Origin of the sequence: Aeromonas sp. CU5 (assembly GCF_002586745.1) — a bacterium.
GTDB lineage: Bacteria > Pseudomonadota > Gammaproteobacteria > Enterobacterales > Aeromonadaceae > Aeromonas > Aeromonas sobria.
In genome coordinates, this window is record NZ_CP023817.1 from 766,151 (window position 1) to 787,586 (window position 21,436).

Annotated in this window: 23 protein-coding genes; 19 read left to right on the top strand and 4 right to left on the bottom strand. The window is 57.6% G+C overall.

Going from position 1 to position 21,436, the window contains the following annotated elements:
• The first annotated feature begins 16 nt into the window (after positions 1–16).
• From CK911_RS03535 to CK911_RS21475, 7 genes are all read left to right on the top strand, one after another.
• Complete coding sequence (locus CK911_RS03535) at positions 17–1,918, top strand: transglycosylase SLT domain-containing protein (protein WP_098969006.1); 1,902 nt, start codon at positions 17–19, stop codon at positions 1,916–1,918.
• Between the two features lie 178 nt (positions 1,919–2,096).
• A complete protein-coding gene (locus CK911_RS03540) occupies positions 2,097–3,095 on the top strand; it encodes a LacI family DNA-binding transcriptional regulator (RefSeq protein ID WP_098969007.1) in 999 nt (332 codons plus the stop codon).
• Between the two features lie 323 nt (positions 3,096–3,418).
• Entirely contained in the window at positions 3,419–4,507 is a 1,089-nt protein-coding gene (pdhA, locus tag CK911_RS03545; RefSeq protein WP_098969008.1) for a pyruvate dehydrogenase (acetyl-transferring) E1 component subunit alpha, read from the top strand.
• Positions 4,500–5,486 (top strand): alpha-ketoacid dehydrogenase subunit beta, encoded by a 987-nt coding sequence (locus CK911_RS03550; protein WP_098969009.1) that lies wholly within the window; start codon positions 4,500–4,502, stop codon positions 5,484–5,486. The genes pdhA and CK911_RS03550 overlap by 8 nt, the downstream gene beginning before the upstream one ends.
• Complete coding sequence (locus tag CK911_RS03555) at positions 5,483–6,583, top strand: dihydrolipoamide acetyltransferase family protein (RefSeq protein WP_098969010.1); 1,101 nt, start codon at positions 5,483–5,485, stop codon at positions 6,581–6,583. The genes CK911_RS03550 and CK911_RS03555 overlap by 4 nt, the downstream gene beginning before the upstream one ends.
• A 205-nt stretch (positions 6,584–6,788) precedes the next feature.
• Complete coding sequence (locus tag CK911_RS03560; protein WP_082186781.1) at positions 6,789–6,998, top strand: cold-shock protein; 210 nt, start codon at positions 6,789–6,791, stop codon at positions 6,996–6,998.
• A 90-nt stretch (positions 6,999–7,088) separates the two neighbouring features.
• Positions 7,089–7,394 carry a hypothetical protein gene (locus CK911_RS21475; protein WP_098969011.1) on the top strand — a complete coding sequence of 102 codons (306 nt, stop codon included), beginning with the start codon at positions 7,089–7,091 and terminating at the stop codon, positions 7,392–7,394.
• Here the strand turns inward: CK911_RS21475 and CK911_RS03570 are convergent.
• Positions 7,381–7,629 (bottom strand): TIGR02647 family protein, encoded by a 249-nt coding sequence (locus CK911_RS03570; protein WP_098969012.1) that lies wholly within the window; start codon positions 7,627–7,629, stop codon positions 7,381–7,383. The genes CK911_RS21475 and CK911_RS03570 overlap by 14 nt on opposite strands.
• A gap of 246 nt (positions 7,630–7,875) precedes the next feature.
• Between CK911_RS03570 and CK911_RS03575 the strand changes: the two genes are divergently transcribed.
• Positions 7,876–8,433, top strand: coding sequence for a hypothetical protein (locus CK911_RS03575; protein WP_098969013.1), 558 nt, complete (start codon positions 7,876–7,878; stop codon positions 8,431–8,433).
• 162 nt (positions 8,434–8,595) lie between these two features.
• Here the strand turns inward: CK911_RS03575 and CK911_RS03580 are convergent, their stop codons facing one another.
• A complete protein-coding gene (locus CK911_RS03580; protein WP_098969014.1) occupies positions 8,596–10,710 on the bottom strand; it encodes a TonB-dependent receptor in 2,115 nt (704 codons plus the stop codon).
• 321 nt (positions 10,711–11,031) lie between these two features.
• Here CK911_RS03580 and CK911_RS03585 point away from each other — a divergent pair, with 321 nt between their 5' ends.
• From CK911_RS03585 to CK911_RS03635, 11 genes are read left to right on the top strand one after another with little or no spacing between them, the layout of a single operon-like run.
• The gene (locus tag CK911_RS03585; protein ID WP_068977264.1) at positions 11,032–11,709 is read left to right on the top strand and encodes a PepSY-associated TM helix domain-containing protein; all 678 of its coding nucleotides are present in this window, start codon (positions 11,032–11,034) and stop codon (positions 11,707–11,709) included.
• 12 nt (positions 11,710–11,721) lie between these two features.
• Positions 11,722–12,204, top strand: coding sequence for a DUF2271 domain-containing protein (locus CK911_RS03590; protein ID WP_042021281.1), 483 nt, complete (start codon positions 11,722–11,724; stop codon positions 12,202–12,204).
• Complete coding sequence (locus CK911_RS03595) at positions 12,201–13,010, top strand: DUF4198 domain-containing protein (protein WP_098969015.1); 810 nt, start codon at positions 12,201–12,203, stop codon at positions 13,008–13,010. Before CK911_RS03590 ends, CK911_RS03595 begins: the two co-directional genes overlap by 4 nt.
• Positions 13,007–13,315: a hypothetical protein gene (locus CK911_RS03600; RefSeq protein WP_098969016.1), complete on the top strand. Its 309-nt coding sequence runs from the start codon at positions 13,007–13,009 to the stop codon at positions 13,313–13,315. The genes CK911_RS03595 and CK911_RS03600 overlap by 4 nt, the downstream gene beginning before the upstream one ends.
• Positions 13,299–13,769, top strand: a complete 471-nt coding sequence (locus tag CK911_RS03605; protein WP_157774524.1) for a hypothetical protein — start codon at positions 13,299–13,301, stop codon at positions 13,767–13,769. The genes CK911_RS03600 and CK911_RS03605 overlap by 17 nt, the downstream gene beginning before the upstream one ends.
• Complete coding sequence (locus CK911_RS03610) at positions 13,766–14,641, top strand: zinc ABC transporter substrate-binding protein (RefSeq protein WP_098969018.1); 876 nt, start codon at positions 13,766–13,768, stop codon at positions 14,639–14,641. The genes CK911_RS03605 and CK911_RS03610 overlap by 4 nt, the downstream gene beginning before the upstream one ends.
• Positions 14,641–15,324: a metal ABC transporter ATP-binding protein gene (locus CK911_RS03615; RefSeq protein ID WP_098969019.1), complete on the top strand. Its 684-nt coding sequence runs from the start codon at positions 14,641–14,643 to the stop codon at positions 15,322–15,324. Before CK911_RS03610 ends, CK911_RS03615 begins: the two co-directional genes overlap by 1 nt.
• Positions 15,324–16,202, top strand: a complete 879-nt coding sequence (locus CK911_RS03620) for a metal ABC transporter permease (protein WP_098969020.1) — start codon at positions 15,324–15,326, stop codon at positions 16,200–16,202. Before CK911_RS03615 ends, CK911_RS03620 begins: the two co-directional genes overlap by 1 nt.
• Positions 16,199–16,975, top strand: coding sequence for a hypothetical protein (locus CK911_RS03625; protein WP_098969021.1), 777 nt, complete (start codon positions 16,199–16,201; stop codon positions 16,973–16,975). Before CK911_RS03620 ends, CK911_RS03625 begins: the two co-directional genes overlap by 4 nt.
• 13 nt (positions 16,976–16,988) lie before the next feature.
• On the top strand, positions 16,989–17,966 hold the full coding sequence (locus CK911_RS03630; RefSeq protein ID WP_098969022.1) for a LysR family transcriptional regulator: 978 nt from the start codon (positions 16,989–16,991) through the stop codon (positions 17,964–17,966).
• The gene (locus CK911_RS03635) at positions 17,956–18,348 is read left to right on the top strand and encodes a DUF2750 domain-containing protein (protein ID WP_042021294.1); all 393 of its coding nucleotides are present in this window, start codon (positions 17,956–17,958) and stop codon (positions 18,346–18,348) included. Before CK911_RS03630 ends, CK911_RS03635 begins: the two co-directional genes overlap by 11 nt.
• A gap of 94 nt (positions 18,349–18,442) precedes the next feature.
• Here CK911_RS03635 and CK911_RS03640 read toward each other — a convergent pair whose 3' ends face one another.
• Together CK911_RS03640 and CK911_RS03645 are read right to left on the bottom strand one after the other, a co-directional pair.
• Positions 18,443–20,293 (bottom strand): extracellular solute-binding protein, encoded by a 1,851-nt coding sequence (locus tag CK911_RS03640; RefSeq protein ID WP_098972429.1) that lies wholly within the window; start codon positions 20,291–20,293, stop codon positions 18,443–18,445.
• Positions 20,294–20,423: 130 nt separating this feature from the next.
• Complete coding sequence (locus CK911_RS03645; RefSeq protein WP_098969023.1) at positions 20,424–21,317, bottom strand: EamA family transporter; 894 nt, start codon at positions 21,315–21,317, stop codon at positions 20,424–20,426.
• Between the last annotated feature and the right edge of the window lie 119 nt (positions 21,318–21,436).

The following is a 21,436-nucleotide window of genomic DNA, read 5'->3' on the forward strand; positions in this document are numbered from 1 at the left end:
TCAATGGAGATGCTCAGTGAAAGCTGTATGGGGAATTATGTTAGCGGCACTGTTTGTGCCGAATCTTATGGCACAAACTGCAGACCAGACGCTGTACCGTCAGGCCCATGAGGCTGTACGGGCCAATGATCAGGTCCGCTTTCAGCAAATTCGTGCCCGTTTGACCCATTATCCCCTGTTACCCTATCTCGATTACTATCAGCTTGCCTTTCGCCCGGGGGCTGCCGATTACAGCGACGTGACCCGCTTTATTCGTCAGCACGGCGATACACCGCAATCGAACCGGCTGGAGCGCAGCTATTTGACCTATCTGGCCCAGAGCCAGCAGTGGTCGCAGTTCTTGCGCTTCTATCCGGCCAAACCGAGCTCCACTGACCTGCTCTGCATGCACTATCAAGCCGGTTATTACACCGGCAAGAAACAAGAGGCATTACGGGGGGCGGGTGAGTTGTGGATGAGTGGTCAGTCACGTCCCGATGCCTGTTCCCCGTTGTTCCAGCTATGGCAAGGGGCAGGGCTGCGTACTCAGGAGAAGATCTGGCAACGGATGACGCTGGCGTTCGAGGCAGAAAATCCTAATTTGATCAGTCACCTTGGCGCGACCTTGGGGAGCGGATTGCAGCCCTATGGCGATCAGATGGTGACCCTCTTTGCACAGCCCGCCAAGGTGATGAACCCTGCTTACTTCAGCACCAACCCTTACTCTAAAAAGTTGCTGTCACTGGGCTTGGCCCGTTATGCCAATCAGCAGCCGGAATCGGTGTTGCGGCAATTGGCCTTGTATCGTAGCCAGTTTGGCTTGAGCCAGAGTGAGCAGAAGCCCATCGAGCGTGCCATTGCTCGTCGTCTGCTGCTGGATCGCGCCATTGTCCAGCGCAGCTGGGTCGACAGTACGGTGAAAAAGCTGGCGGATCCCGATATCACCGAGTTGCGTGCCCGGTTGGCTATCTGGGAGCAAGACTGGCGTAGCCTGTCCGGTTGGGTGAAATTGATGCCGATGGCCCGCCAGAAAGAGGATCGCTGGCGTTATTGGGCTGCTCGCTCGCTGGAGGAGCAAGGGCAGAAAAAACCGGCCCATGATCTTTATCTCGAAACTGCCAACCTGCGTGGTTTCTATGGTTTTATGGCGGCGCAGCGTACCGGTATACCCTATCGCATGAAAAACCAGAGCGCCAAGCAAGTGCCTGATTGGCGCAGCGCCAGCCAGCGTTGGCCCTTTTTGCTGCGGGTACGCGAGCTGTTGTCGATGAACGAGATTACGGCGGCACGCTCGGAGTGGATCCACAATATGGATCGCAATCCGGTGGCCCAGCGCATCGAATTTGGCCATATCGCCCTCAATCAGGGTTGGCATGAACTGGCGATTCTCTCCAGCATTCGTGCCGAGGCGTGGGATGCCCTCGAGCTGCGCTTTCCCAAACCCTACCGACAGACCTTCAGCCAGATAGCGCGGGAGCGATCGGTGAATATGAGCTTGTTATACGCCATTTCCCGTCAGGAGAGTGCGCTTTATCCCCTGGCACAATCGCCGGTGGGGGCCCGTGGTCTGATGCAGCTGATGCCCGCAACGGCAAAGGAGACCGCAGGTAAGCTGGGGGTACCTTACCGCAATGAGCAGCAACTGTTTGATCCCGAGCTCAATGTGCGTCTTGGCAGCGCCTATCTCAAGCGGTTGCTGGATGTCTACGATGGCAACCGGATCCTCGCTGCCGCCGCCTACAATGCCGGGCCGGGCAGAGTAAAACGCTGGCGTGACCAGAGTGACAACAAGCCGATGGATGTGTGGGTCGAGAGTATCCCCTACAAGGAGACCCGTAACTACGTTCAGAACGTGTTGTCGTTCGATCTCATCTATCAGCACAAGTTGCAGCAACCGCTGCGCTTTATGTCTGAGCGGGAGCTCAATCACGCCTATTGAGCCGGGTAGTCCTCAATGGCCCCTGTTGTTTTCATCAGGCTGATGTCTGGGACCTCGGGGTAATATTGCGTTACCAAGTGAAACATCTCTAGTGACCTGGCGCAGGTAATTGTGCCAGGGCTCAGGGTATACTCGGGCGTCGGTACCGACAGGTTCCCCCACAATAAAGGAATGGATAGTGGCAACGATTAAAGACGTTTCTCAGCTGGCAAATGTGTCTATCTCCACCGTGTCGCGTGTGATTAACAGCACGGCGCAGGTAGCACCAGACAAGCGTGAGGCCGTATTGGCGGCCATGAAGGAACTGAATTTTCGGCCCAACAGTTTTGCCCAGGCGCTGGTGAGCAAGCGCTCTAACTGCATTGGCGTGCTGGTTGGCGATCTCTGTGGCGGCCCTTTCTTTGCCCAGATGATGCGTGGTATTGAAACCATGGTCGACAAGGCCAACAAGTTCACCATAGTGATGTCCGGTAACCACGATATCGCCCGTGAGCGTCATGCCATTCAGGCACTGTTACAACGTCAGTGTGATGCCTTGATCCTGCATAGCAAGGCGCTTCCGGACGAGGAGCTGCGCGAGTTGGCCGCAGGTTCAACCCCCATCGTCTTTATCAACCGCCAGGTCCCCGGTTTTGAAGAGCGCTGTGTCTGGCTCGATAACCAGGCCGGTATCACCACCGCCTGTCAGCACTTGCTGGATGCCGGGCATCGCAAGATCGCCTTTATTACTTCTGATGACGAGGCGTTTGTCGATGGTCAGCAGCGGATGGCCGGTTATACCCAGACCTTGGCCAACGCAGGCATCGCTGTTGACCCAACCCTGATCAGTCGTGCTTTTGCCGATGAGAACGGTGGCTATGTGGCGATGAGTGAAGTGCTGGCCCGCGGGGTTGAGTTCACCGCTGTGCTCGGGTTTAACGATGGCATGGTGGCCGGCGCTATCTCTTGCCTGCTGGAGCGCGGTTACAAGATCCCGCAGCAGATTTCTGTGGTCGGGTTTGACGATATTCCCTATGCCCGTTACATCTATCCCAAGCTCACCACGGTGCGCTACCCCATCGAGGAGATGGGCAGTTGCGCCGCAGAGCTGGCGCTGCGCCTGCTCGCCCACAAGCCGGTCGATGGCTTGACGCTCAAGTTCGAAGCACAACTGGTCGAGCGTGAGTCAGTCGCCTGACGAGCGTCTAACTGCGAACAACAACGTGGCCCCGGTGGGGCCACGCTTGTTTCTGCCAGCGCTTATAAATCTGCAATTTGCTCGGGCAGTAAAGGGGGCGCAGATCCTTGTTATACGGACATTCCACACTGAATTTCTCCAATCAAATGTGAACATTTTACGGCGTTAAATCTCTAAACTCGCCGAAAATTCAGCTCCTTCGTTACTTTAGAGAAGTTTCTACTGGTCTTACCTGAGTAAATTCCTTTGCTTTTTATTTAACAAGGTATTTACATCTAGGTGTCGCCAGCATCGGTGACGCTCACAACGGCAAGGAGCCAGTTATGACCCATGTCGACATCCCTTTCCTTCGTTATCTCGATGCGGAAGGGTGCCCGGTCGCCACCTTACCGACCTGGCTGGACAAGGCGATACTGCACACCTTCTACCGCAATATGGTGATGGTGCGCAGCTATGACAAAAAAGCGATTGCGCTGCAACGAACCGGCAAACTCGGTACTTTTCCCTCCCATCTCGGCGCAGAAGCCGTGGGGATTGGCATTGGTCTCGCCATGCAGCCGCAGGATGTCTACGTTCCCTACTATCGGGACATGCCCACCCTCTATGTGCGGGGCGTACCGATGGAGAAGAACCTGCAATATTGGGGCGGTGACGAGCGGGGGAGTTATTCTCTCAAACCCGATGGGACTCCCTCTGAAGATCTCCCCATCTGCGTCCCCATCGCCACCCAGATCACTCACGCCTGCGGCATTGCGTCTGCCTTCAAACTGCGTAATCAACCGCGTGTCGCCGTAGTCACTATCGGCGATGGCGGCACCTCCAAGGGGGATTTTCTGGAGGGGCTCAACTGCGCCGGTGTCTGGCACCTGCCGATGGTCATCATCGTCAACAACAACCAGTGGGCCATCTCGGTGCCACGCAAGCTGCAATCGAGCGCTCCTACGCTGGCCCAGAAGGGGATTGGCGCCGGGGTGCGCAGCCTGCAAGTGGATGGCAACGATGTGGTCGCGGTCTACGATGCTGCCCGCAGTGCCGTCGAACGGGCCCGCAGCGGCAAGGGGCCGACCCTGATAGAAGCGGTCAGTTATCGTCTCGGCGATCACACCACGGCCGACGATGCCACTCGCTATCGAGATGGGGCCGAGGTCGAGGCCGCTTGGGCGAAAGAGCCGGTCAAGCGGCTGCGCCAGTTTATGCATAGCAAAGGCTGGTGGGATGAAGAGCAGGAGCAGAGCCTGCTGGCGGAAGCCACCCGGGAGGTAGAGCAGGCGGTCGCCCGCTATGAGGCGATGGCGCCCCAGCCGCCGGAGGCGATGCTCGATTATCACTACGCCAGCCTGCCCGCCGAACTCTTGCCCCAGCGCGAGCGAGTGATTGCCAAGGGGATGAAGCAGGAGGTTGGCCATGAGTGAGATCAGTTTGCTGGAAGCGGTCAACATGGCCCTTCACTACGAGATGGAACACGACCCGGATGTGGTGGTACTGGGCGAGGATGTGGGGGTCAACGGCGGGGTGTTTCGCGCCACCGTGGGCCTGCGCGACAAGTTCGGTTTCAAGCGGGTGATCGACACGCCGCTGGCCGAGGGGCTGATCGCCGGGGTGGCGGTCGGCATGGCCACCCAGGGGCTCAAGCCGGTGGCTGAGTTCCAGTTTCAGGGCTTCATCTTCCCCGGGATGGAGCAGATCATCTGTCAGGCGGCGCGGATGCGAAACCGCACCCGTGGCCGCCTCTCCTGTCCCCTCGTCTATCGCTCCCCGTATGGCGCGGGCATTCATTCGCCTGAACATCACAGCGAGAGCGTCGAGGCGCTGTTTGCCCATATTCCCGGGCTGCGGGTGGTGATCCCCTCCAGCCCGAGACGTGCTTATGGTTTGCTGCTCTCGGCAATCCGCGACCCGGATCCGGTGATGTTTTTCGAACCCGATCGCATCTATCGCTCGATGAAATCAGAGGTAGTCGATGACGGTGTCGGCCTGCCGCTGGATGTCTGTTTCACCCTGCGCCCGGGCCGCGATATTACGGTAGTGGCCTGGGGAGCCTGCATTCAGGAGGTGATGCGGGCAGCGAACCTGCTGGCCGAGCAGGATATCCAGTGTGAAGTGCTGGATCTGGCTACCATCAAGCCGTTGGATATAGAGACCATGCTCACCTCGGTGCGCAAGACCGGCCGGCTGCTGGTGGTGCACGAGGCGTGCGGTAGCTTCGGTGTCGGGGCCGAAATTGTGGCGCGGGTGACCGAGCAGGCACTTCCCTGCCTCAAGGCGCCACCCAAACGGCTGACCGGCGTGGATGCCGCCGTCCCTTACTATCGCAACGAAGCGTATTACCTCATCACCGAGCAGGATATCGCCGATGCCGCTCATCAGCTGATGGAGAACCAGTGGCTATGAAATTTTTCAAATTACCGGATCTGGGTGAAGGGTTGGCTGAAGCCGAGATCGTCGAGTGGAAGGTGAGTGCCGGTGATACCGTTGCGGTCGATCAGGTGCTGTTGTCGGTGGAAACCGCCAAGGCGCTGGTGGATGTGCCCTCTCCGGTGACCGGGGTGATCGCCCGTCTCTGTGGCGCCGAGGGGGATATCCTCCATATCGGTGCGCCGCTGGTGGAGTTTGAGGGCGGCGAGGATGATGGCACCGTGGTGGGCAAGGTCAGCGCTCATCAGCAACATATTGAGGATCACTTCGTGGTGGGGGCCATTGCCCCGGGTGGCGCGCTGGTGCAAGCCATGCCAGCCGTGCGGCTGCTGGCACAAAAACTGGGTCTGGATATCGACCGGCTCAAGGGGAGTGGCAGCGGCGGCATGGTGACCGAACTGGATGTGCAGCAGGCATTCGAGGCCCAGCAGAGCAGTGGCAACGAGTTCCTGAAAGGGTCACGGCGGGCCATGGCCAAGGCGATGGAGCTCTCTCATCAGACGGTGGTGCCGGTCAGCATCACCGACGAGGTGGATTTGCGTCATTGGCGCCCCGATGAAGATGTGACGGTGCGCCTTATCAAGGCCATTGGCGTGGCGTGCCGCGCCGAACCCTCGATGAACGCCTGGTTTGATGGGGAAACCCTGTCAAGGCGGCTGTTCAAAGAGGTCAATGTGGCCATTGCGGTGGATTCCAAACATGGTCTCTATGTGCCGGTGATGGAGAATGTGGCCGAGCGGGAGGGGGCTGATATCCGGCAGGGGCTGGATCGGATGATCGCCGATGTGAAGGCGCGTGCAGTGCCCCGCGAGATGTTGCAGGGGGCGACCATTACGCTCACCAACTTCGGCGCCATCGCAGGCCGCTACGCCAGCCCCATCGTCACGCCGCCGCAAGTGGCCATCATAGGGGCGGGCAAGTTGTTTGAAAAAGTGGTGTTCATTCATGGTGAAGCGCGCCCAGTCAGAACCTTGCCACTGTCGATGACATTTGACCACAGGGCGTGTACTGGCGGTGAGGCGGCTCGTTTTCTCAAGGTGTTGGTGAATGCACTGGAAGCCGCCACGTTATAGACAGTTGTGCCCTGCCATTGGCAGGGCACAAATTTGTTTGCGTAATCGACAAAGCTGCGTATAATTCACTCCAGCTTGAAAGGGCGATAGTTATGTCAATGAATACGATGTTTTACATCCTGTCCTGTTGTTCATAGTCATCCCGTTTTTTAAGCTTTATCCGCTGAAAAGCATAAGTAATTATTTTGAATACAGGTTTAAAGATATGTCTAACATGATCACCGGTACCGTTAAGTTTTTCAACGAAACCAAAGGTTTTGGCTTCATCCAGCAAGAAAACGGCCCGGACGTTTTCGTTCACTTCAGCGCAATTCAAGGTGCCGGCTTCCGCACCCTGGCTGAAGGTCAGCGCGTACAGTTCTCCGTGACCACTGGTCAGAAAGGCCCGCAGGCTGAGAACGTAACTGCTCTGTAATTCTTACAGAATTTAAGAAAGCCGTGGTACCTCTGGTGCCACGGCTTTTTGTTTATCTGGCCCCTGCACTGATTCATAAACTCTTTCATCATGTCGCTATCGTTGCTGCTTATCTCCCTTCTTACCCCGATCTCCGATACGCCGGTACCGGCTCAATCTACGTTGGATGCACAGTTGGTTTGTCAGCAATTTGTGCAGGTCCGTCTTGGGCAAGCGTTACAGCCCGAAGAAATAAAGGCGCGACTGGTACCAAAAAGAGAGAGGGAGTGGCTGGTGGATGGCAAAGTGAAAGGACCCGAAGGTCCTTTGCTGTTTGCTTGCCATCTTCATCAAGGCGAGCGTTGGGAGCTACTTAACTTTTCGCTCTGGGCACCACAGCCGATTAAAGGGGCTTGAGTGCGACCAGCAGGTGCTGCAGGTGTTCCACCATGGTCATGCCGAACGGGGTGAGATAGCCGCCATCTACTGCGCTGATGAGCCCCTGCTGATGCAGACGGGCAGCTGCCTTGCACAGGTCGTCAGACATATCGCTGCGTAATTTAATCCCCAAACTCATGTTGGCCGGATCAAAGCATGCCAGTATTTTCAAATCGTTGACAAATTCGTTAGAAACCTGGTCGATCCCAATCATGGATTCACTCCTTACGCTAAAGATGTATGCAAACTAGCATCCCCGAATCCACTTTAGTGGGCGCTGGTTCAAATTATTGATCTTTGGCTGGATGGTGCGTTTCAAATGCTGTTTTTTTCGGCGGAATCAAATGCTTGGCCAACTGGCTTCACCAAGGGTCTAACCACTGTAAACGTGATAGGATAAGGCACTTTTTTACATAGTGCGGCCCGTTGGCGGCTGTGCGCTTAGTTCAAGGTATCGCTCATGGTCAAGATCACTCTGGTATCCCTGCTGCATTCACTTGGTCCCCGCTTTCCGGTTTACCCCACGTCTTTATTGACGTCACTGCTGGATGCTCATCAGGGTGAGGTGTGGTTGCCTGCGCGCAAGGGAGCCGATATCGCGGTGCTACGCAAGCATGTCAAAGGGGCGGTGGCGCATGAGCTGGCGTTACTCAATTCCGGCTGGTGTGATTTTGCCGCTAGTGACAGCGGTGATACACCCGAGCTGGATGCGCTGGCCAACTACGACACCGAGATGATGGACAACCTGCTGATGTATTGGTACAGCGCGGCCAAGATCAACAGTCCGATCACCGATAACCTGTTCGAGCTGCGCCGTGAGGTAGTCGATGAGGCCCATGGGGCTAAACTCGCTGCCGCGTGGGAGCAACAGCAGCAACTGCGTTTTGAACAGCTGATGGCGATGGCGGCCAACGGCGGTGATCTACTCTGTTTTGTCGAGGTTGAATCGGCTTACTGGTTGCGCCAGAAGCTCAGTGAACAAACCGATATCACGCTTTGCTCGCCCTCAATTGCCTGATGGCAAGGATGGTGGGACTGTTGTTGGCAATCGTAGCCAATGATGCAGGAGAATTGAGGCGATGGGGTCGGGAGACGAGTGTCACCATGACCTGATGACGTCCGCTAATGTCGAGAAAGATGGCCCGTGACGGGCCATCTTTGTTAAGTACAGATCAGAGGATCAGAAGGTGATATTGGTCGAGATCCAGAAGCGGCGGCCTTCCTGATTATTGTTGTATTCGTTGGCATACGCGGTTTTGCCAGCGTCGTTATAGGCGTGATACTGCAAAAAGTCTTCATCCAGCAAGTTGTAGATGGTGCCATTGACGGTGACATTTTCGCTGATCCGGTATGACGCGCCCAGGTGGAACAGGGTAAATGCGTTGTAATCACCAAACGCCTCTTGCTCGGCACCGACCCCGCGCCAACGCTTGCTGCGATACTCACCCTGCAGCCAGGTATTCAGCTGGGCAGTGGTCTGCCAGTTCAGCTTCATGTTGACCATGTGTTTGGGGGTATCGGTCAGCGGCTGGCCCGCTTGCGAGCCCGATTTTTGCTCGCTATCGGTGAAGGTGTAGTTGGCTTTGAGATCCCAATACTCTGCCAGCGGAATGTAAGATCCTACCTCGACCCCCCGGGTAATGGCCTCGTCGATATTGACTGTCTGACCAAACTCTTTGATATCGTTCCAGCTGGTTCCTATATCGACACAGCCCGGCTGATTGGGCGCCTTGCTGTAGTGGCAGTTAGCTACCGGCGTGCCGCTGGCAATCTTGTCGTTGAAGTTATTCTGGAACAGGGTGAGGTTGGCGTTAAAGCCATTATCGGCCTGATAGTAGGCTGCCAGCTCAGAACTGGTGGTGGTCTCGGGTGTCAGGCTGGGGGTGCCGATGAGCGGCAGGGCCCCTTGGCGGCCGAATCCGACGATGCCGCTGGTCAGTTGATCCAGGCGAGGGGTCTTGTAACCCTGGCTGACACCCCCCTTGAAGGTCCAGTTGCTGCTGGCATTCCACACCAGATAACCACGTGGACTGAGCTGGCTACCAAACACACTGTGGTCATCATAACGAGCACCAAGGGTGAGCGCCCAATCAGCCAGGAAGCGCCACTCATCTTCAGCAAACAGTGCCAGTTGCTTATGCTCGAACGGTGCTGTAGCAACCCCGTCGATCATCTCAGCTTTCCACCACTGGCCGCCGACCGAGAGGGTATTGTCACCCAGCACTGTGACTAGCTTGCTGTCGACTATGGTGTTTTCCAGCTCAAGGGTACGGGGAGCTCCTGCCGTTTTTCCCGGAACACCTTTGGGCAGGGTCCGTCCTGCGGTATCGGTTTCACTGCGGGTAATGCTGCTGGAGAGGTTACCAAAACTGAAACGGCCATCGTGGGCCAGCACATATTGATCGCGGGTGTAGCGTTGTTGTTTCTCATAACCGCCGATCTTGGTCGGTGTATCCAGGGTGCCAAGCTGGCCCTCGCTGTTGTCATATTCCTGATTGCCACGATCAATATCCAGCCAGATATCTTGATTGCTGGTGGGGGTGAACGTCACTCTTCCGCCCAAATTCTGAATGTCAGATTTTACGGGGTTTGCCCCCATGATCGGTGTTTTTTCCAGGCCATTGGCGTCCTGATAGCGAATATCAGAGGCACTACGGTCAAATACACTGCCGCGCAGGGTCAGCCCCAATTTGTCTTCGATCAGGGCGCCGCTGGTATAGAAACTGACCGCTGCACTGTTGCCAAATTCCCGGTGCTGCTGTTGGGTATTTTCCAGGGTAAGGGCGCCCATCCACTCTTTGGCCGGTTTGCGGGTAATAATGTTGACGACCCCACCCATTGCATCTGAACCATAGAGGGTGGACATGGGGCCACGGATCACTTCGATACGCTCAATCGCCGCGACTGGCGGCATAAAGCTGTTGGCGGTTTCACCGAAGCCGTTGGGGGTCACGTTCCCCACATTGTTCTGACGGCGACCATCGATCAGGATCAGGGTGTAGTCGCTGGGCATACCCCGCATGCTGATATTCAGGCCACCCGTCTTGCCGACGCTGCCTCCCACATCCACTCCTTCCACATCGCTGAGTGCATCAGCGATGCTCGCCACGCGTTTTTGTTCCAGATCTTCGCGAGTGATAACAGTGATGCTGGCGGGCGCATCGGTTACCTTCTGCTCAAATCCGGATGCCGTGATCACCATGGTTTCATTGACTGCCTGGGCCGAGACTGCGCCGGCAGGCAGCAGAGCCATCGCAATGGCGTAACCAAGTCGGGATGGTTGAGGTATGGGCATGTGAACTCTCCTGTTGTTATTGGAATGCGGCTGACGAGTCAATCCTGCTATTGATAATCATTATCACCCTGTGGCGGCAGCATTCTATGCAAACTCGGGTCGAGCAGAGAGTCATGTTTATGGAACCTGTTGTTCCAAAAAATGGAACTGGCGGGGTGAGGTTGGTTCTCGTCTGGGATGCAATTAATTAATCGAGACTTAATTTAAGTTAAATCAGTTAGTTACTGTTTTTTCTGCAGATAAGGGCGAAGAGAGGCCCGCCATAGCAAAAGCTTTTATTGTCAACTCAATGAATTAAACGGTATTGACAATGATTTGCATTTGCAATACTTTGCCGCGGTTTATGATGACTACCTGCGGGAGCTTTTCTTTACCATGTCGAGCAAGTCTGCCCGTCCCTATCATGTGCCTCGCTGGGTTCGCCCTCTGCATACATACAGCTCCATGCTGATGCTGGTGATCATGCTCTTTTTCACTGTGACCGGATTGACGCTGAACAATCGTCAGTGGCTACCCGCAGCGTCCCCTTTGGTACATCAACGATTGGTATTGCCCGCCCAGTGGGTGGAAACCGGGTTATGGCAACAGGACCCTCTGTTGGCGGGGGCGCAGCTGCTGCACTGGCTCCGTCAGCAAGATGTGCTGGCGGGTGGGGAAGCGGTCATGGAGTGGAATGCCGATGAGCAGCTGCTCACCCTCGACATCAAGCGCCCCGGTGGCTACAGCCTGGTAGAAATTGAACCCGCGCTGGCAGAAGTGAGGATCGAGACTCAGCCAGCGGGTTGGCTGGCCCAGCTCAACGATCTTCATATGGGGCGCTACAGTGGCGAGCTATGGCGATGGTTCATCGACCTGTCAGCGTTGGTCATGTTGCTGTTTACCTTGAGCGGTTTCTGGTTGGTGTTGTCCCAGCGCAAGCGTCGGATTGGCCTGTTTGGTCTCAGTCTGGCGGGCACGACCCTGATGGGCATGTTCTACCTCATTATCCTCTACTACTAAACGGAGTCCTGGATGTTCAAATCCACCACGCTGGCACTCGTGCTGGTGAGTGTGCCAGCTGCCGCTGAGGTGACCTTGTCACTGGAATTACCGCGTCATGAAGGTAGTCAATACCGCCCTTATGTAGCTGTCTGGGTAGAAAATCCCCAGCAACAGGCGGTGGCCACGCTCGCCGTCTGGCGCAAAGAGGCGGACTGGCTCAAGGATATGCGGCGCTGGTGGCGCAAGAGTGGCCGCTATGAGAATGGCCAGCCGGATGGTGTCTCCGGAGCGACCCGTAAACCCGGGGTTTACCAATTGCAGTGGGATGGCCGTGACCAGCAGGGCAATGCCCTGCCGCCGGGGCGTTACACCCTGCATATCGAAGCCGCTCGCGAGCATGGCAGCCGATCTTTGGTCAGCCAGGCGATAGAACTTGGACAAACAACCAGTTACCACCTCGAACCCGTCGCTGAACTGGGCGCGATCACCATCCACACCGGAGTTAAATCATGATTAACCGTTCCTTTGGCTGGGGCCTGCTGGCCCTGGTTGCCACCTCCGCTTCCGCGCATCCGGTCTGGATGCTGCCAAGTGAGTTCAATGTGTCGAGTGATACCGCCCATTGGGTGACAGTGGATGGCACGGCGTCCCACGGGGTATTCAGTTTTGACAAGCCGATAGGGCTGGACAATGTCACTGTCTATGATCCCGCAGGCAACCCCGCCAGGATCGGCCCCTATTACAAAGGGCAACGCCGCAGTGTGTTTGATCTGGCATTGAGCGAGGTGGGCACCTACAAGGTCGAGCTGCGTAATCCGCCTCGTTATGTCACTACCTACACCATTGGCAAGCGCAATACTGAACGGCGGATCATGGCCAACAAGCAGGAGGCTGCCGCTCAGGTGCCAACCAAGGCGCAGGGGGTGACCACCTATGCCATGCAAAACATCAGCGCCTTCTATGTCACCCGCAACACGCCAAGCGATACCGTGCTCAAAAGCAGCGGCCAGGGGCTCGAGCTGCAACCATTGACCCATCCCAGCGATGTGGTGGTGGGTGAGGCCGCCCGTTTCCGCCTGACTTTCGATGGTCAACCGCTGGCTGAGCGCAAAGTAGAAGTAGTGGGGCATGGCACTCAGTGGCGTGATGGGCGCCAGCAGCAGGGTCTGGTGAGCGATCAGGATGGTGTGGTGGCATTCACCCCTGCCCAGCGGGGCCCACACCTGCTGTCTGCCAACATTGAGCAGGTCAGCCGTTCGCCACTGGCTGACAAGGTGGAGATCAACTACCTGCTGACCTTCGAGGTGCTGCCGCAATGACCCTGCTTAGCAAGTTGGCGATCGCTTTGACGTTACTGACGCCGCTGGCCGCCCAAGCCCACTATCCGGTGATGGATTGTGGTCGTGAGGGGGCTGAGCTGGTCTGCAAGGTGGGCTATAGCGATGGCACGTTCGCGACCGGTGCCGAGGTCGTCATGTATAGCTATGACGATGAAGTACTGGCTACCGTCAAGGCCAATGGTCACTCCCAAGCACGTTTCACCGAGCCGAAAGGGGAGTTTTACATCCGCTTCGATGCCGGACATGAAGATCCAGCTGAATTTGATTATGCCGAGTTGCTCTGACATGACCGGTTACCGGGAGCGGGTGGCGCCGGATGATGGTCGTAACGAGAACCGCTGGGTGGCGATCTTCACCATCGCCCTCTTGTTGTGTGGCGTGGTGGGGATCTGGCTGCGCCAGGAGCCTGCCACGCCAGTGGTGCAGACTCTGCAGCTGACCCCGTCCGCGCGCCAGCAACTCACCGAGCTCACCATCGCCTTTGATGAAGCCCGCTTTATGGCCAGTGACGGGCGCTGGCCTGCGCTGGCCGCCATGGCGCAAGCACAGATCCCGCCTTTTCACGAGGGTGGTTGGCAGGAGCTCGCCAATGGCTGCTGGCTGGGGCCTCTCCCTGGTCATGCTGATGGGCGCTGGCTATTGTCGCTGCCTGCCAACGCCATTTTTATGGCTGGCGAGGGGGTATCCGGTACCCCTGATTGCACTACACCTATCCACTGGATTTCGATGACACCATGATGCGTTTCTTTCTGAGCCTGACCTTGCTGCTGACCAGCCTTACGGTGTGGAGCAAACCGCTGACCGTGGGGATCACCCTGCACCCTTATTACAGTTATGTGCACCATATTGTCGGTGATCGGGCCAAGGTCATTCCGCTTATCGAGAGTGGCTTCAATCCCCACAGTTATGAGCTGCAACCGAGCGACCTCAAGCGACTGGCCACCATGGATGCGCTGGTACTCAATGGTATCGGCCATGATGAGTTTGCGGTGCATGCCCTGGATGGTCTGGCGTTGCCCAACCTGACCCGCATTTATGCCAATGCCGATTTGCCGCTGCTCGCCACCGGCAAAGGGAGTTACAACCCCCATACCTTTGTCTCCATTGATGCGGCGGTGCGTCAGGTCTATACCATTGCCCGCGAATTGGGACGGCTCGACCCGGAAAATCGGGATTACTTTCAGCAAAATGCCCTGACCTATGCCCGCAGTTTGCGTGCCATCAAGAATCGTTACCGGGCCGAGTTGCTGGCGCTGGATCTGGCCAGTGTGCGTATTGCCAGTACCCATAATGCCTACGGCTACCTGCTGCAAGAGTTTGGCATCGGCATCGACACCGTCATTGAACCTGCCCATGGGGTTGAGCCGAATGCAACCCAGTTACAACAGACCATAGCGCGGATCAAAGCGGCCAATATTCAGGTGCTGTTTACCGAACTCGATATGGATAACCGCTACGTAGAACTGATCCAGGACGCCACCGGGATCCGGATTTACCACTTCTCCCACATGACCTTTGGTGACTATGACCCGGCCCTGGTGAGCCGGGAGATGGAGCACAACCTCAAGACCCTGGTCAAGGCGCTGTCACTGGCGGCGCAGGCGAGCTGATGGGGCCCTCAATCATCTTGCAAGGGCTGGCCTTGTCACTCAATCGGGTATCTATTCTCAAGCCGATCGATGGCACCTTCGCGGCGGGAAAACTGCATGCCATCGTCGGTCCCAATGGGGCGGGAAAATCCTCTTTGCTCAAGAGCGTGCTCGGCCTGAGACCTCATCTCGGCGAGGTATTCAGAGAGTGGCCGGGGGCGCCGGGGCCGGTGGCCTACGTGCCTCAGCAGAGCCAGTTTGAGCCATCCCTGCCCATTACCATCAACGAATTTCTGCTCGCCACCTTCTCTCGCCGTCCGCTCTGGTTGCCGATGAGCACAGCGGCAAAAAGCCGGATCGAATGCCTGTTGGCGCACGTCGGGCTCAGCGGCAAGGGGCACTTGCGCCTCGGTCAACTCTCTGGGGGTGAACGCCAGCGGTTGCTGTTGGCGCAGGGGCTGGATCAGCAGAGCCAACTCTGGTGTCTGGATGAACCCATGACCGGGCTCGATCAAGAAGGACAAGCGATGGTTAACCGCTTGCTGCTACAACTGCGTGAACAGGGGGTCACCATGCTGGTGGTTCACCATGATATGGCCTGGGTGAGGCGCTATGCCGATCGGGTGTGGCTCATCGATGGTGGTCTGGTTGCGGTCGGCACGTCGGATGAGATATTTGCTCACTCCCCGCAGGAGGTCGCGTGATGGAGGGTTTGCGTCAATGGGTATTTTCCCTCTTTGAAAGCGGCTATTTGCCCGAGATGTTCCAGTATGCCTTTCTGACCAATGCCCTGGTGGCGGCCTTGTTGATGGGACCCTTGCTCGGGGCGCTGGGCCCCTTGGTGGTGGTCAAACGACTGGCGTTTTTCTCCGAAGCGGTCGGACATGGCGCCCTGACTGGGGTCGCGTTAGGGATCTTGCTGGGGGAGCCCGCCACGGCGCCGCTGGTGGCGCTGTTTTGTTTTTGCACCCTGTTTGCCTTGCTGTTGCACTGGGTCAAGAGCCGCACCCAGATCCCCTATGATGCTTTGGTGGGGGTGTTTCTCTCGTTTGCCATCGCCCTGGGGGCGGCCTTGCTGCTCTATGTGGCTAAACGGGTCAACGTACACATTCTGGAGAACGTGCTGTTTGGCTCGATTCTGACGGTCAAGGATCTCGATCTGCTGGTGTTGCTGGTCATTGCCATCCCGGCACTGCTGATGTTGTTGCGAGGCACCAATACCGCCCTGCTGGCAAGTCTGGCCCCTGAACTGGCCCGCAGTCGCGGGGTGTCGGTGCGTCTGTATGACTATCTGTTTGTACTGTTGATTGCGTTGATGACGGTTGCCTCGGTCAAGGTAATTGGCGCCATTCTGGTGGGGGCGCTGCTGCTTATCCCCGCGACCGCAGCCCGACTGGTGAGCCGCAGTGGTGCCCAGTTTTTCTGGCTATCGGTGCTGTTTTCTACCCTCAGCTGTTTATTGGGCATTTTGATACCGATGGCTGGCGCCCTGCCACTCCCTTCCGGGGCGGCCATCGTGATGTTTGCCTCACTCTTTTTTGTGCTTGCCCTCGGCTATCGTCGCTGGAGAACCATTGAATGAAGTTTCTTATCCCTCTGCTGCTTGGCGTGTTGGCGTTACCGCTCTGGGCCGCGCCGACTGTGGTCAGTGCCATACCCGTGCTGCACGGGATCAACCTGTCACTGTTGGCCGATACCGGCATCGAAGCACGTTACCTGCCACCCGCCAGATTGCCCCTTAACCGGATACCCGGCTGGCTGAACAAGGTGGATGTGGCCACCCTGGGACAGGCGGATGCCCTGCTGACCATGGAGTCATTGCAACCCGAGCTGGCGATTTATCCCCTGTTGCGCCAGCGTCAGATCCGCATTGTACCGATCGATGTGGCCCAGGAGTTGGCGCCAGCAGGTGCCAAAGTGACCCTGCGACCGGACGGGGAGGGAGATTACTTCTGGCTCGATTTTGGCAACCTGACCCTGATGGGCAATGTGGCCGCGCGGGATCTGGCGCGGGTGTGGCCAGCCCAGAGCGCGCAGATTGAACGCAACCGCCAGCGACTGCTGCGGGCGGTGCAGGGCAGTGCCATGGCCATCGATAACCTGTTGCTCGAACACAATGTGGCCAGTCTGGCGGTGGCTGATGAGCGTTTGATGCCATTGGCGCTGGCGCTCGGTTTGCCACTGGTGGCTGAACAGGATGCCGATCTGGTGTTGACCAGCCGTCCCGCCAAGGGGGAGGCGCGTCGGATGTGGCAACCAGATCCCTTGCTACGGATGGGGGGGCAATCGATCGAGGTCTGGCTGGCGCAAAACCAGCAGGCGTTGAGTCACCAGCTTGCCCCATCTGCAGATTGAGCACGGTATCTGAATGCTGGATCTGATCGAGATAAAAATATTTTGTGCCGTGGTCGATAGCGGTGGGCTGACGGCTGCCGCCGATACCCTTGGCATGCCGAAATCGACCATGAGTCGGCGCCTTACCCAACTGGAGCGGCGGGTTGGCCAGCCGTTATTACGTCGTCAAAGCAATCGGCTGCAGTTAACCGAAGCCGGTCGGTTATTTGAATCCTATGCCCGGCAAATGTTGCGACTCTCGCAGCAAGGATTGCAGGTGATAGAGGATCTGCGGGAAGAGGTGAGCGGGGAGCTGCAGGTGCGCTGTCATCCCGTCTGTGCCGAGCCATGGTTTGTGGCCGCGCTGGAGTCATTTCTGGATCGCTACCCGGGGGCGCGGATCACCCTCAAAACCGAGGATAAGCTTCCCGTCAATGGTGCCAGCCAGGGTGCTATCTGGTGCTGGTTTGGTGCCGATCCCGAAAGTGACCTGCGATATGAGTCGTTGGTGCAACTGCCTGCGTCACTCTATGCCAGTCCCGAATATCTGGCACAGCAACCGCCGTTGCTGCATCCCGGAGATCTGATCACCCATGACTGGATCGGTGGGGAGCTGTGTGTCAGCGAGGGGGTGCTACTACGGCATCGGCAGCAAGGAGAGTATCTGTGCCAGCCAACCTCTGCCCGTTTGCTGTTTGATGATGTCGGCATGAGGATGAGCGCCATGTGCCGTGGACGCGGTATCGGCATTGTGCCAGATATTCGTGTCCGGGCGTTGAACCAGGCTCATCCGGACAGCCTGGTGTCTTGCTTGCCCGGGTGGCAGGCCGCGCCTTGGCATGTGGGATTGCTCTATCCTTATGGGCGGCAGCCGCGCAAAGTGAGTGCATTACTCGCGCATATTCGTAGTGCGATCCCGCCATCCTGGCGTGGGTGCAAGCTGGACAAGCTGCCGACAAGATGTGAACATGACGCCCTTTATCGAGAGAGAGACTTGGCCAATGAGCTATGAACTGAGTGACACCGAGCGCAATGCCGCGCTGCAACTGAATGCTGACTACCGTTACGAGCACTTCATCAGCAAGCTGGTCGAGCATGAAGAGCTGTTTGTTTTGACCGACGAACATGGCGTCATGATGCTGACCACCGACGATGAAGATTGCATCCCGGTATGGCCGCACCCTGAGTACGCCCAGGCGTGGGCCGAAGGGGAGTGGGCTGAGTGCAAGCCGCAGTCCATCACCCTCAAGGTGTGGCTGGAGCGCTGGGTTGACGGTATGGAGCAGGACGAGCTGTGTGTTGCCGTGTTCCCGACCCCGGATCAGGAAGGCATCGTACTGGAGCCGGGCGACGTGGCTGACGCCATCGCCGAGAAGCAGGCCAAGCGCGCCTGATCACCGCTGCATTCGCAACACCGGTTGCCAACAAAGACCCCGCTATCTAGCGGGGTCTTTTGTTTTAAGGCCTTCTGTCGATGGGCTGATGCACTCAAGGCTGGCGATAGGTGGTGTCAATAATGGGATCGGCCGGGAAGCGCTTGCCGCTCTTGATCGCCGCCTTGGTCTCGGATTTTAACTCTTCATCAATCCACAGCAGGCCGCCATAGCTGTAACCGCTGTTGTCGCCCCCGAGAGGCCAGTAGAGCAACTCGCTCTTGGGGGTTGCAGGTACCTTGGGTAGTTTGATCCAGCGCCAGGCCCCTTCCCGGGTGTAGGGCACCTGATAGGCGGGCACGAAGCTGGCCAGCTCATAGAGCCGCTGCTGGATCTGCCGCGACAGGGCCGCCTTTTTGGCAAAGTCAAACTCCTTGTCGTACTGCTCCACCAAGGTTGTGATGGCCTCGTCATCGATGTTCATGATGTTGTTGGTCTGGGGCTTGTTGGCGTTGACCTTGTGGAAGAACTCCCAATAGGCGGGATAGCGGCCGCCGCTCCAGGCCATCCAGGCGCTCTGATGTTTTTTCTCCAGCATCGATTTGAAACCGGCCGAGGCATCCATCAGATTGAGCTCGAGATTAAGACCCGCCTTCTTGGCCTCTTCCCGCAGCAAAGTGAGCCGCTGGGCATGCTCTGCGGTGGTGTAGGTGATGGCGAGGGTCAGTGACTGCCCCTTGTCGTTTTGCAAAATTCCCTGTGGCCCCGCCTTGTTGAAACCGGCCTTGGCAAAGTATTGCCGTGCCAGTTTGGGATCAAACGGACGAGCCTTGAGTTCGCTGTTGGTAAACTCCCCCTGACCGGAGCCGTAGCTGTTGAGGCGCTGGTAGTCCCCCCGCAGCAGGGTGGTGAGCATCTTGTCGAGGTTGAGGGCATGCTGGACCCCGAGCCGCACATCTAGATTATTCAGCAGCGGATCGGCGGTGTTGAGATAGAGCCCCATTGGCGATTGCGGGGTCTGGTTGTAGAACCAGATACGCCCGATATAACCCTTCTCGAACTCCGCGGTTTTGGTCTTGTCGTGCCACCAGTTGGGCATCACCAGCGGGAAGCTGTCGAGATCGCCGCGCAGGAAGTGCTGCCAGGCGATGTTCAGATCCCTGAGCACCTTGATCTCGATCCGCGCAGGATTGAAGCGATGCTGGAAGTAGCGCTCGTCATCCCCCCACCAGTTTTCAATCCGCTTGAAGGTGACCGATTTACCCTTTTTCACCTGATCGATCTGATAGGGACCGGTGACTGGCAACACCTTCCAGTTGTACTCCTTGACCCAGTTGGCGGTGAGCTTGATGGCGTGGCTCGGCTCCGGGCTGATGGGCAGTGATTCGAGCAGATCCTGGCGGCTCTTTTCGGTGCCGCTGGTGATGGCCAGGGTGTGATCATCAAACTTGGTGATGTCGGCTATCTGGGTGCTGTAGTAGTTGTTGTACCAGGGGTCGTTTATCTCTTTGCTGCGCATCATTTTGAGGGTAAAGAGCCAGTCATCAGCAGTGACCGGTTGGCCGTCTGACCAGCGCGCCTTGGGATTGATGCGAAAATAGAGGGTCTTGTGGTCGGCGCCGAAAGCCCACTCGTTGGCCAGCATCGGCATGGGGTTGCCGGTGACGGGGTGGGTGCTCAGCAGTGGCAGGTTGCTCTCTCTCACGTAACCGGCAAAGCCGCCGTTGGAGTCGGGGCCATATTTGCGCAAGGTCAGGGGGAAGCTGGTCATAAAGGTGCGAAAGGTGCCGCCGCGCTTGGCGGCCGGATCGGCATAGAGAGGATCCGTGTTGTTGCTCTCCCACTTCAAGTCAGCGGGCAGCGTGGCACTCCAGCCAAACGGGCTCCAGCACAGGGTCAGGGTGATGGCGGTGGCGCGAATGATAGGGGGGAGGCTGCGCCCCCCGGCGGTGATGGTCGATGGCATGTCCTTGCTCTCCTGAAAGTCTGCTTCCTGCAGATCACGCTCTGGTGATGTCAGTCCCGATGGGGACTGGCTCATCATGAAAATTTTATCCTGTCAGGTCAATGAAATAGCGCAAATTGGCAGGCGCTCATCATGTCGTACTCTGTGGTTTGAACCAGCGCAGTCGGCTACCTAGCAGATGCACCACAAAGCCGAGCAGCACCAGAGCTGAGCCCAGCCACTGCAAGGCGGTCGGATGTTCATCGAGCAGCAGGGCGGCCGCCACCATGCCGACACAGGGGATCAGCAGGGAGAGCGGCGCCACCTGCGCCACCGGATAGCGCATCAGCAGTCGTCCCCACAGGCCGTAACCCAGCCAGGTCGCGACATACGAGAGATAAAGTACGCACAGCAATCCCTGCCAGCTGAAGTTGAGCAGGCTGCTGGCTATCAGCTCCGGCCCTTCGAACAGCCAGGAGAGGGCGAAAAACGGCACTATCGGCACCAGCCCACCCCAGGCGATCAGGCTGGGCAGGGAGGTGTGATAGCGCAGACCAATCTGGCGATTGATGACGTTGCCAAGGCCCCAACAGGCTGCCGCGCACAGCGTCAGGAGAAACCCGAGCAAGGTCAGGTTGCCTTCACCGTGAGTGGCGATGAGATAGAGGCCGAACCCCGCCAAGGGCAACGCCACCCAGTGGTGGGGTTGCCAGCGCTCCCCCAGCCAGATCATGGCAAACAGCAGGGTGAACACCACCTGGGATTGCAGCACCAGTGAGGCCATGCCTGCCGGCATGCCGAACTTCATGGCACTGAACAGAAATGCGAACTGGCCCAGACTGATGGCGCTGCCATAGGCCAGCAGCCAGCGCCAGGGCATGGCGGGTTTGGGCACCAGCAAGATTGCGGGGAATACCACGCCGATAAAGCGCAGTGCACCCAGCAGCAGGGGGGGAATGCCCTCCAGCCCCCACTTGATGGCGACGAAGTTGAGCCCCCAGCAGAGGATGACCAGCGCGGCCAGACACTTGTCCTTGGTTTGCATGGTTGAAATCCCTGTCATCAGCAGTGCGGCGAGCGGGTGGGTTTACACAGCTCGGCGCGATCGGCAAGAGGGGGAGCATACCCTTGTGCAGGTGGTGAGTGTCAAGGAGAAAGACCCGT

What these genes read in the sequence shown, in the direction of transcription:
- CK911_RS03550 (WP_098969009.1), top strand. Translation starts at nt 4,500, where the DNA reads ATGAGTGAGATCAGTTTGCTGGAAGCGGTCAACATGGCCCTTCACTAC.
- CK911_RS03580 (WP_098969014.1), bottom strand. Translation starts at nt 10,710, where the DNA reads ATGCCCATACCTCAACCATCCCGACTTGGTTACGCCATTGCGATGGCT.
- CK911_RS03640 (WP_098972429.1), bottom strand. Translation starts at nt 20,293, where the DNA reads ATGCCATCGACCATCACCGCCGGGGGGCGCAGCCTCCCCCCTATCATT.
- CK911_RS03625 (WP_098969021.1), top strand. Translation starts at nt 16,199, where the DNA reads ATGAAGTTTCTTATCCCTCTGCTGCTTGGCGTGTTGGCGTTACCGCTC.
- CK911_RS03595 (WP_098969015.1), top strand. Translation starts at nt 12,201, where the DNA reads ATGATTAACCGTTCCTTTGGCTGGGGCCTGCTGGCCCTGGTTGCCACC.
- CK911_RS03575 (WP_098969013.1), top strand. Translation starts at nt 7,876, where the DNA reads ATGGTCAAGATCACTCTGGTATCCCTGCTGCATTCACTTGGTCCCCGC.
- CK911_RS03555 (WP_098969010.1), top strand. Translation starts at nt 5,483, where the DNA reads ATGAAATTTTTCAAATTACCGGATCTGGGTGAAGGGTTGGCTGAAGCC.
- CK911_RS03600 (WP_098969016.1), top strand. Translation starts at nt 13,007, where the DNA reads ATGACCCTGCTTAGCAAGTTGGCGATCGCTTTGACGTTACTGACGCCG.
- CK911_RS03620 (WP_098969020.1), top strand. Translation starts at nt 15,324, where the DNA reads ATGGAGGGTTTGCGTCAATGGGTATTTTCCCTCTTTGAAAGCGGCTAT.
- pdhA (WP_098969008.1), top strand. Translation starts at nt 3,419, where the DNA reads ATGACCCATGTCGACATCCCTTTCCTTCGTTATCTCGATGCGGAAGGG.
- CK911_RS03615 (WP_098969019.1), top strand. Translation starts at nt 14,641, where the DNA reads ATGGGGCCCTCAATCATCTTGCAAGGGCTGGCCTTGTCACTCAATCGG.
- CK911_RS03635 (WP_042021294.1), top strand. Translation starts at nt 17,956, where the DNA reads ATGAGCTATGAACTGAGTGACACCGAGCGCAATGCCGCGCTGCAACTG.
- CK911_RS03605 (WP_157774524.1), top strand. Translation starts at nt 13,299, where the DNA reads ATGCCGAGTTGCTCTGACATGACCGGTTACCGGGAGCGGGTGGCGCCG.
- CK911_RS03590 (WP_042021281.1), top strand. Translation starts at nt 11,722, where the DNA reads ATGTTCAAATCCACCACGCTGGCACTCGTGCTGGTGAGTGTGCCAGCT.
- CK911_RS03570 (WP_098969012.1), bottom strand. Translation starts at nt 7,629, where the DNA reads ATGATTGGGATCGACCAGGTTTCTAACGAATTTGTCAACGATTTGAAA.
- CK911_RS03645 (WP_098969023.1), bottom strand. Translation starts at nt 21,317, where the DNA reads ATGCAAACCAAGGACAAGTGTCTGGCCGCGCTGGTCATCCTCTGCTGG.
- CK911_RS03610 (WP_098969018.1), top strand. Translation starts at nt 13,766, where the DNA reads ATGATGCGTTTCTTTCTGAGCCTGACCTTGCTGCTGACCAGCCTTACG.
- CK911_RS03560 (WP_082186781.1), top strand. Translation starts at nt 6,789, where the DNA reads ATGTCTAACATGATCACCGGTACCGTTAAGTTTTTCAACGAAACCAAA.
- CK911_RS21475 (WP_098969011.1), top strand. Translation starts at nt 7,089, where the DNA reads ATGTCGCTATCGTTGCTGCTTATCTCCCTTCTTACCCCGATCTCCGAT.
- CK911_RS03630 (WP_098969022.1), top strand. Translation starts at nt 16,989, where the DNA reads ATGCTGGATCTGATCGAGATAAAAATATTTTGTGCCGTGGTCGATAGC.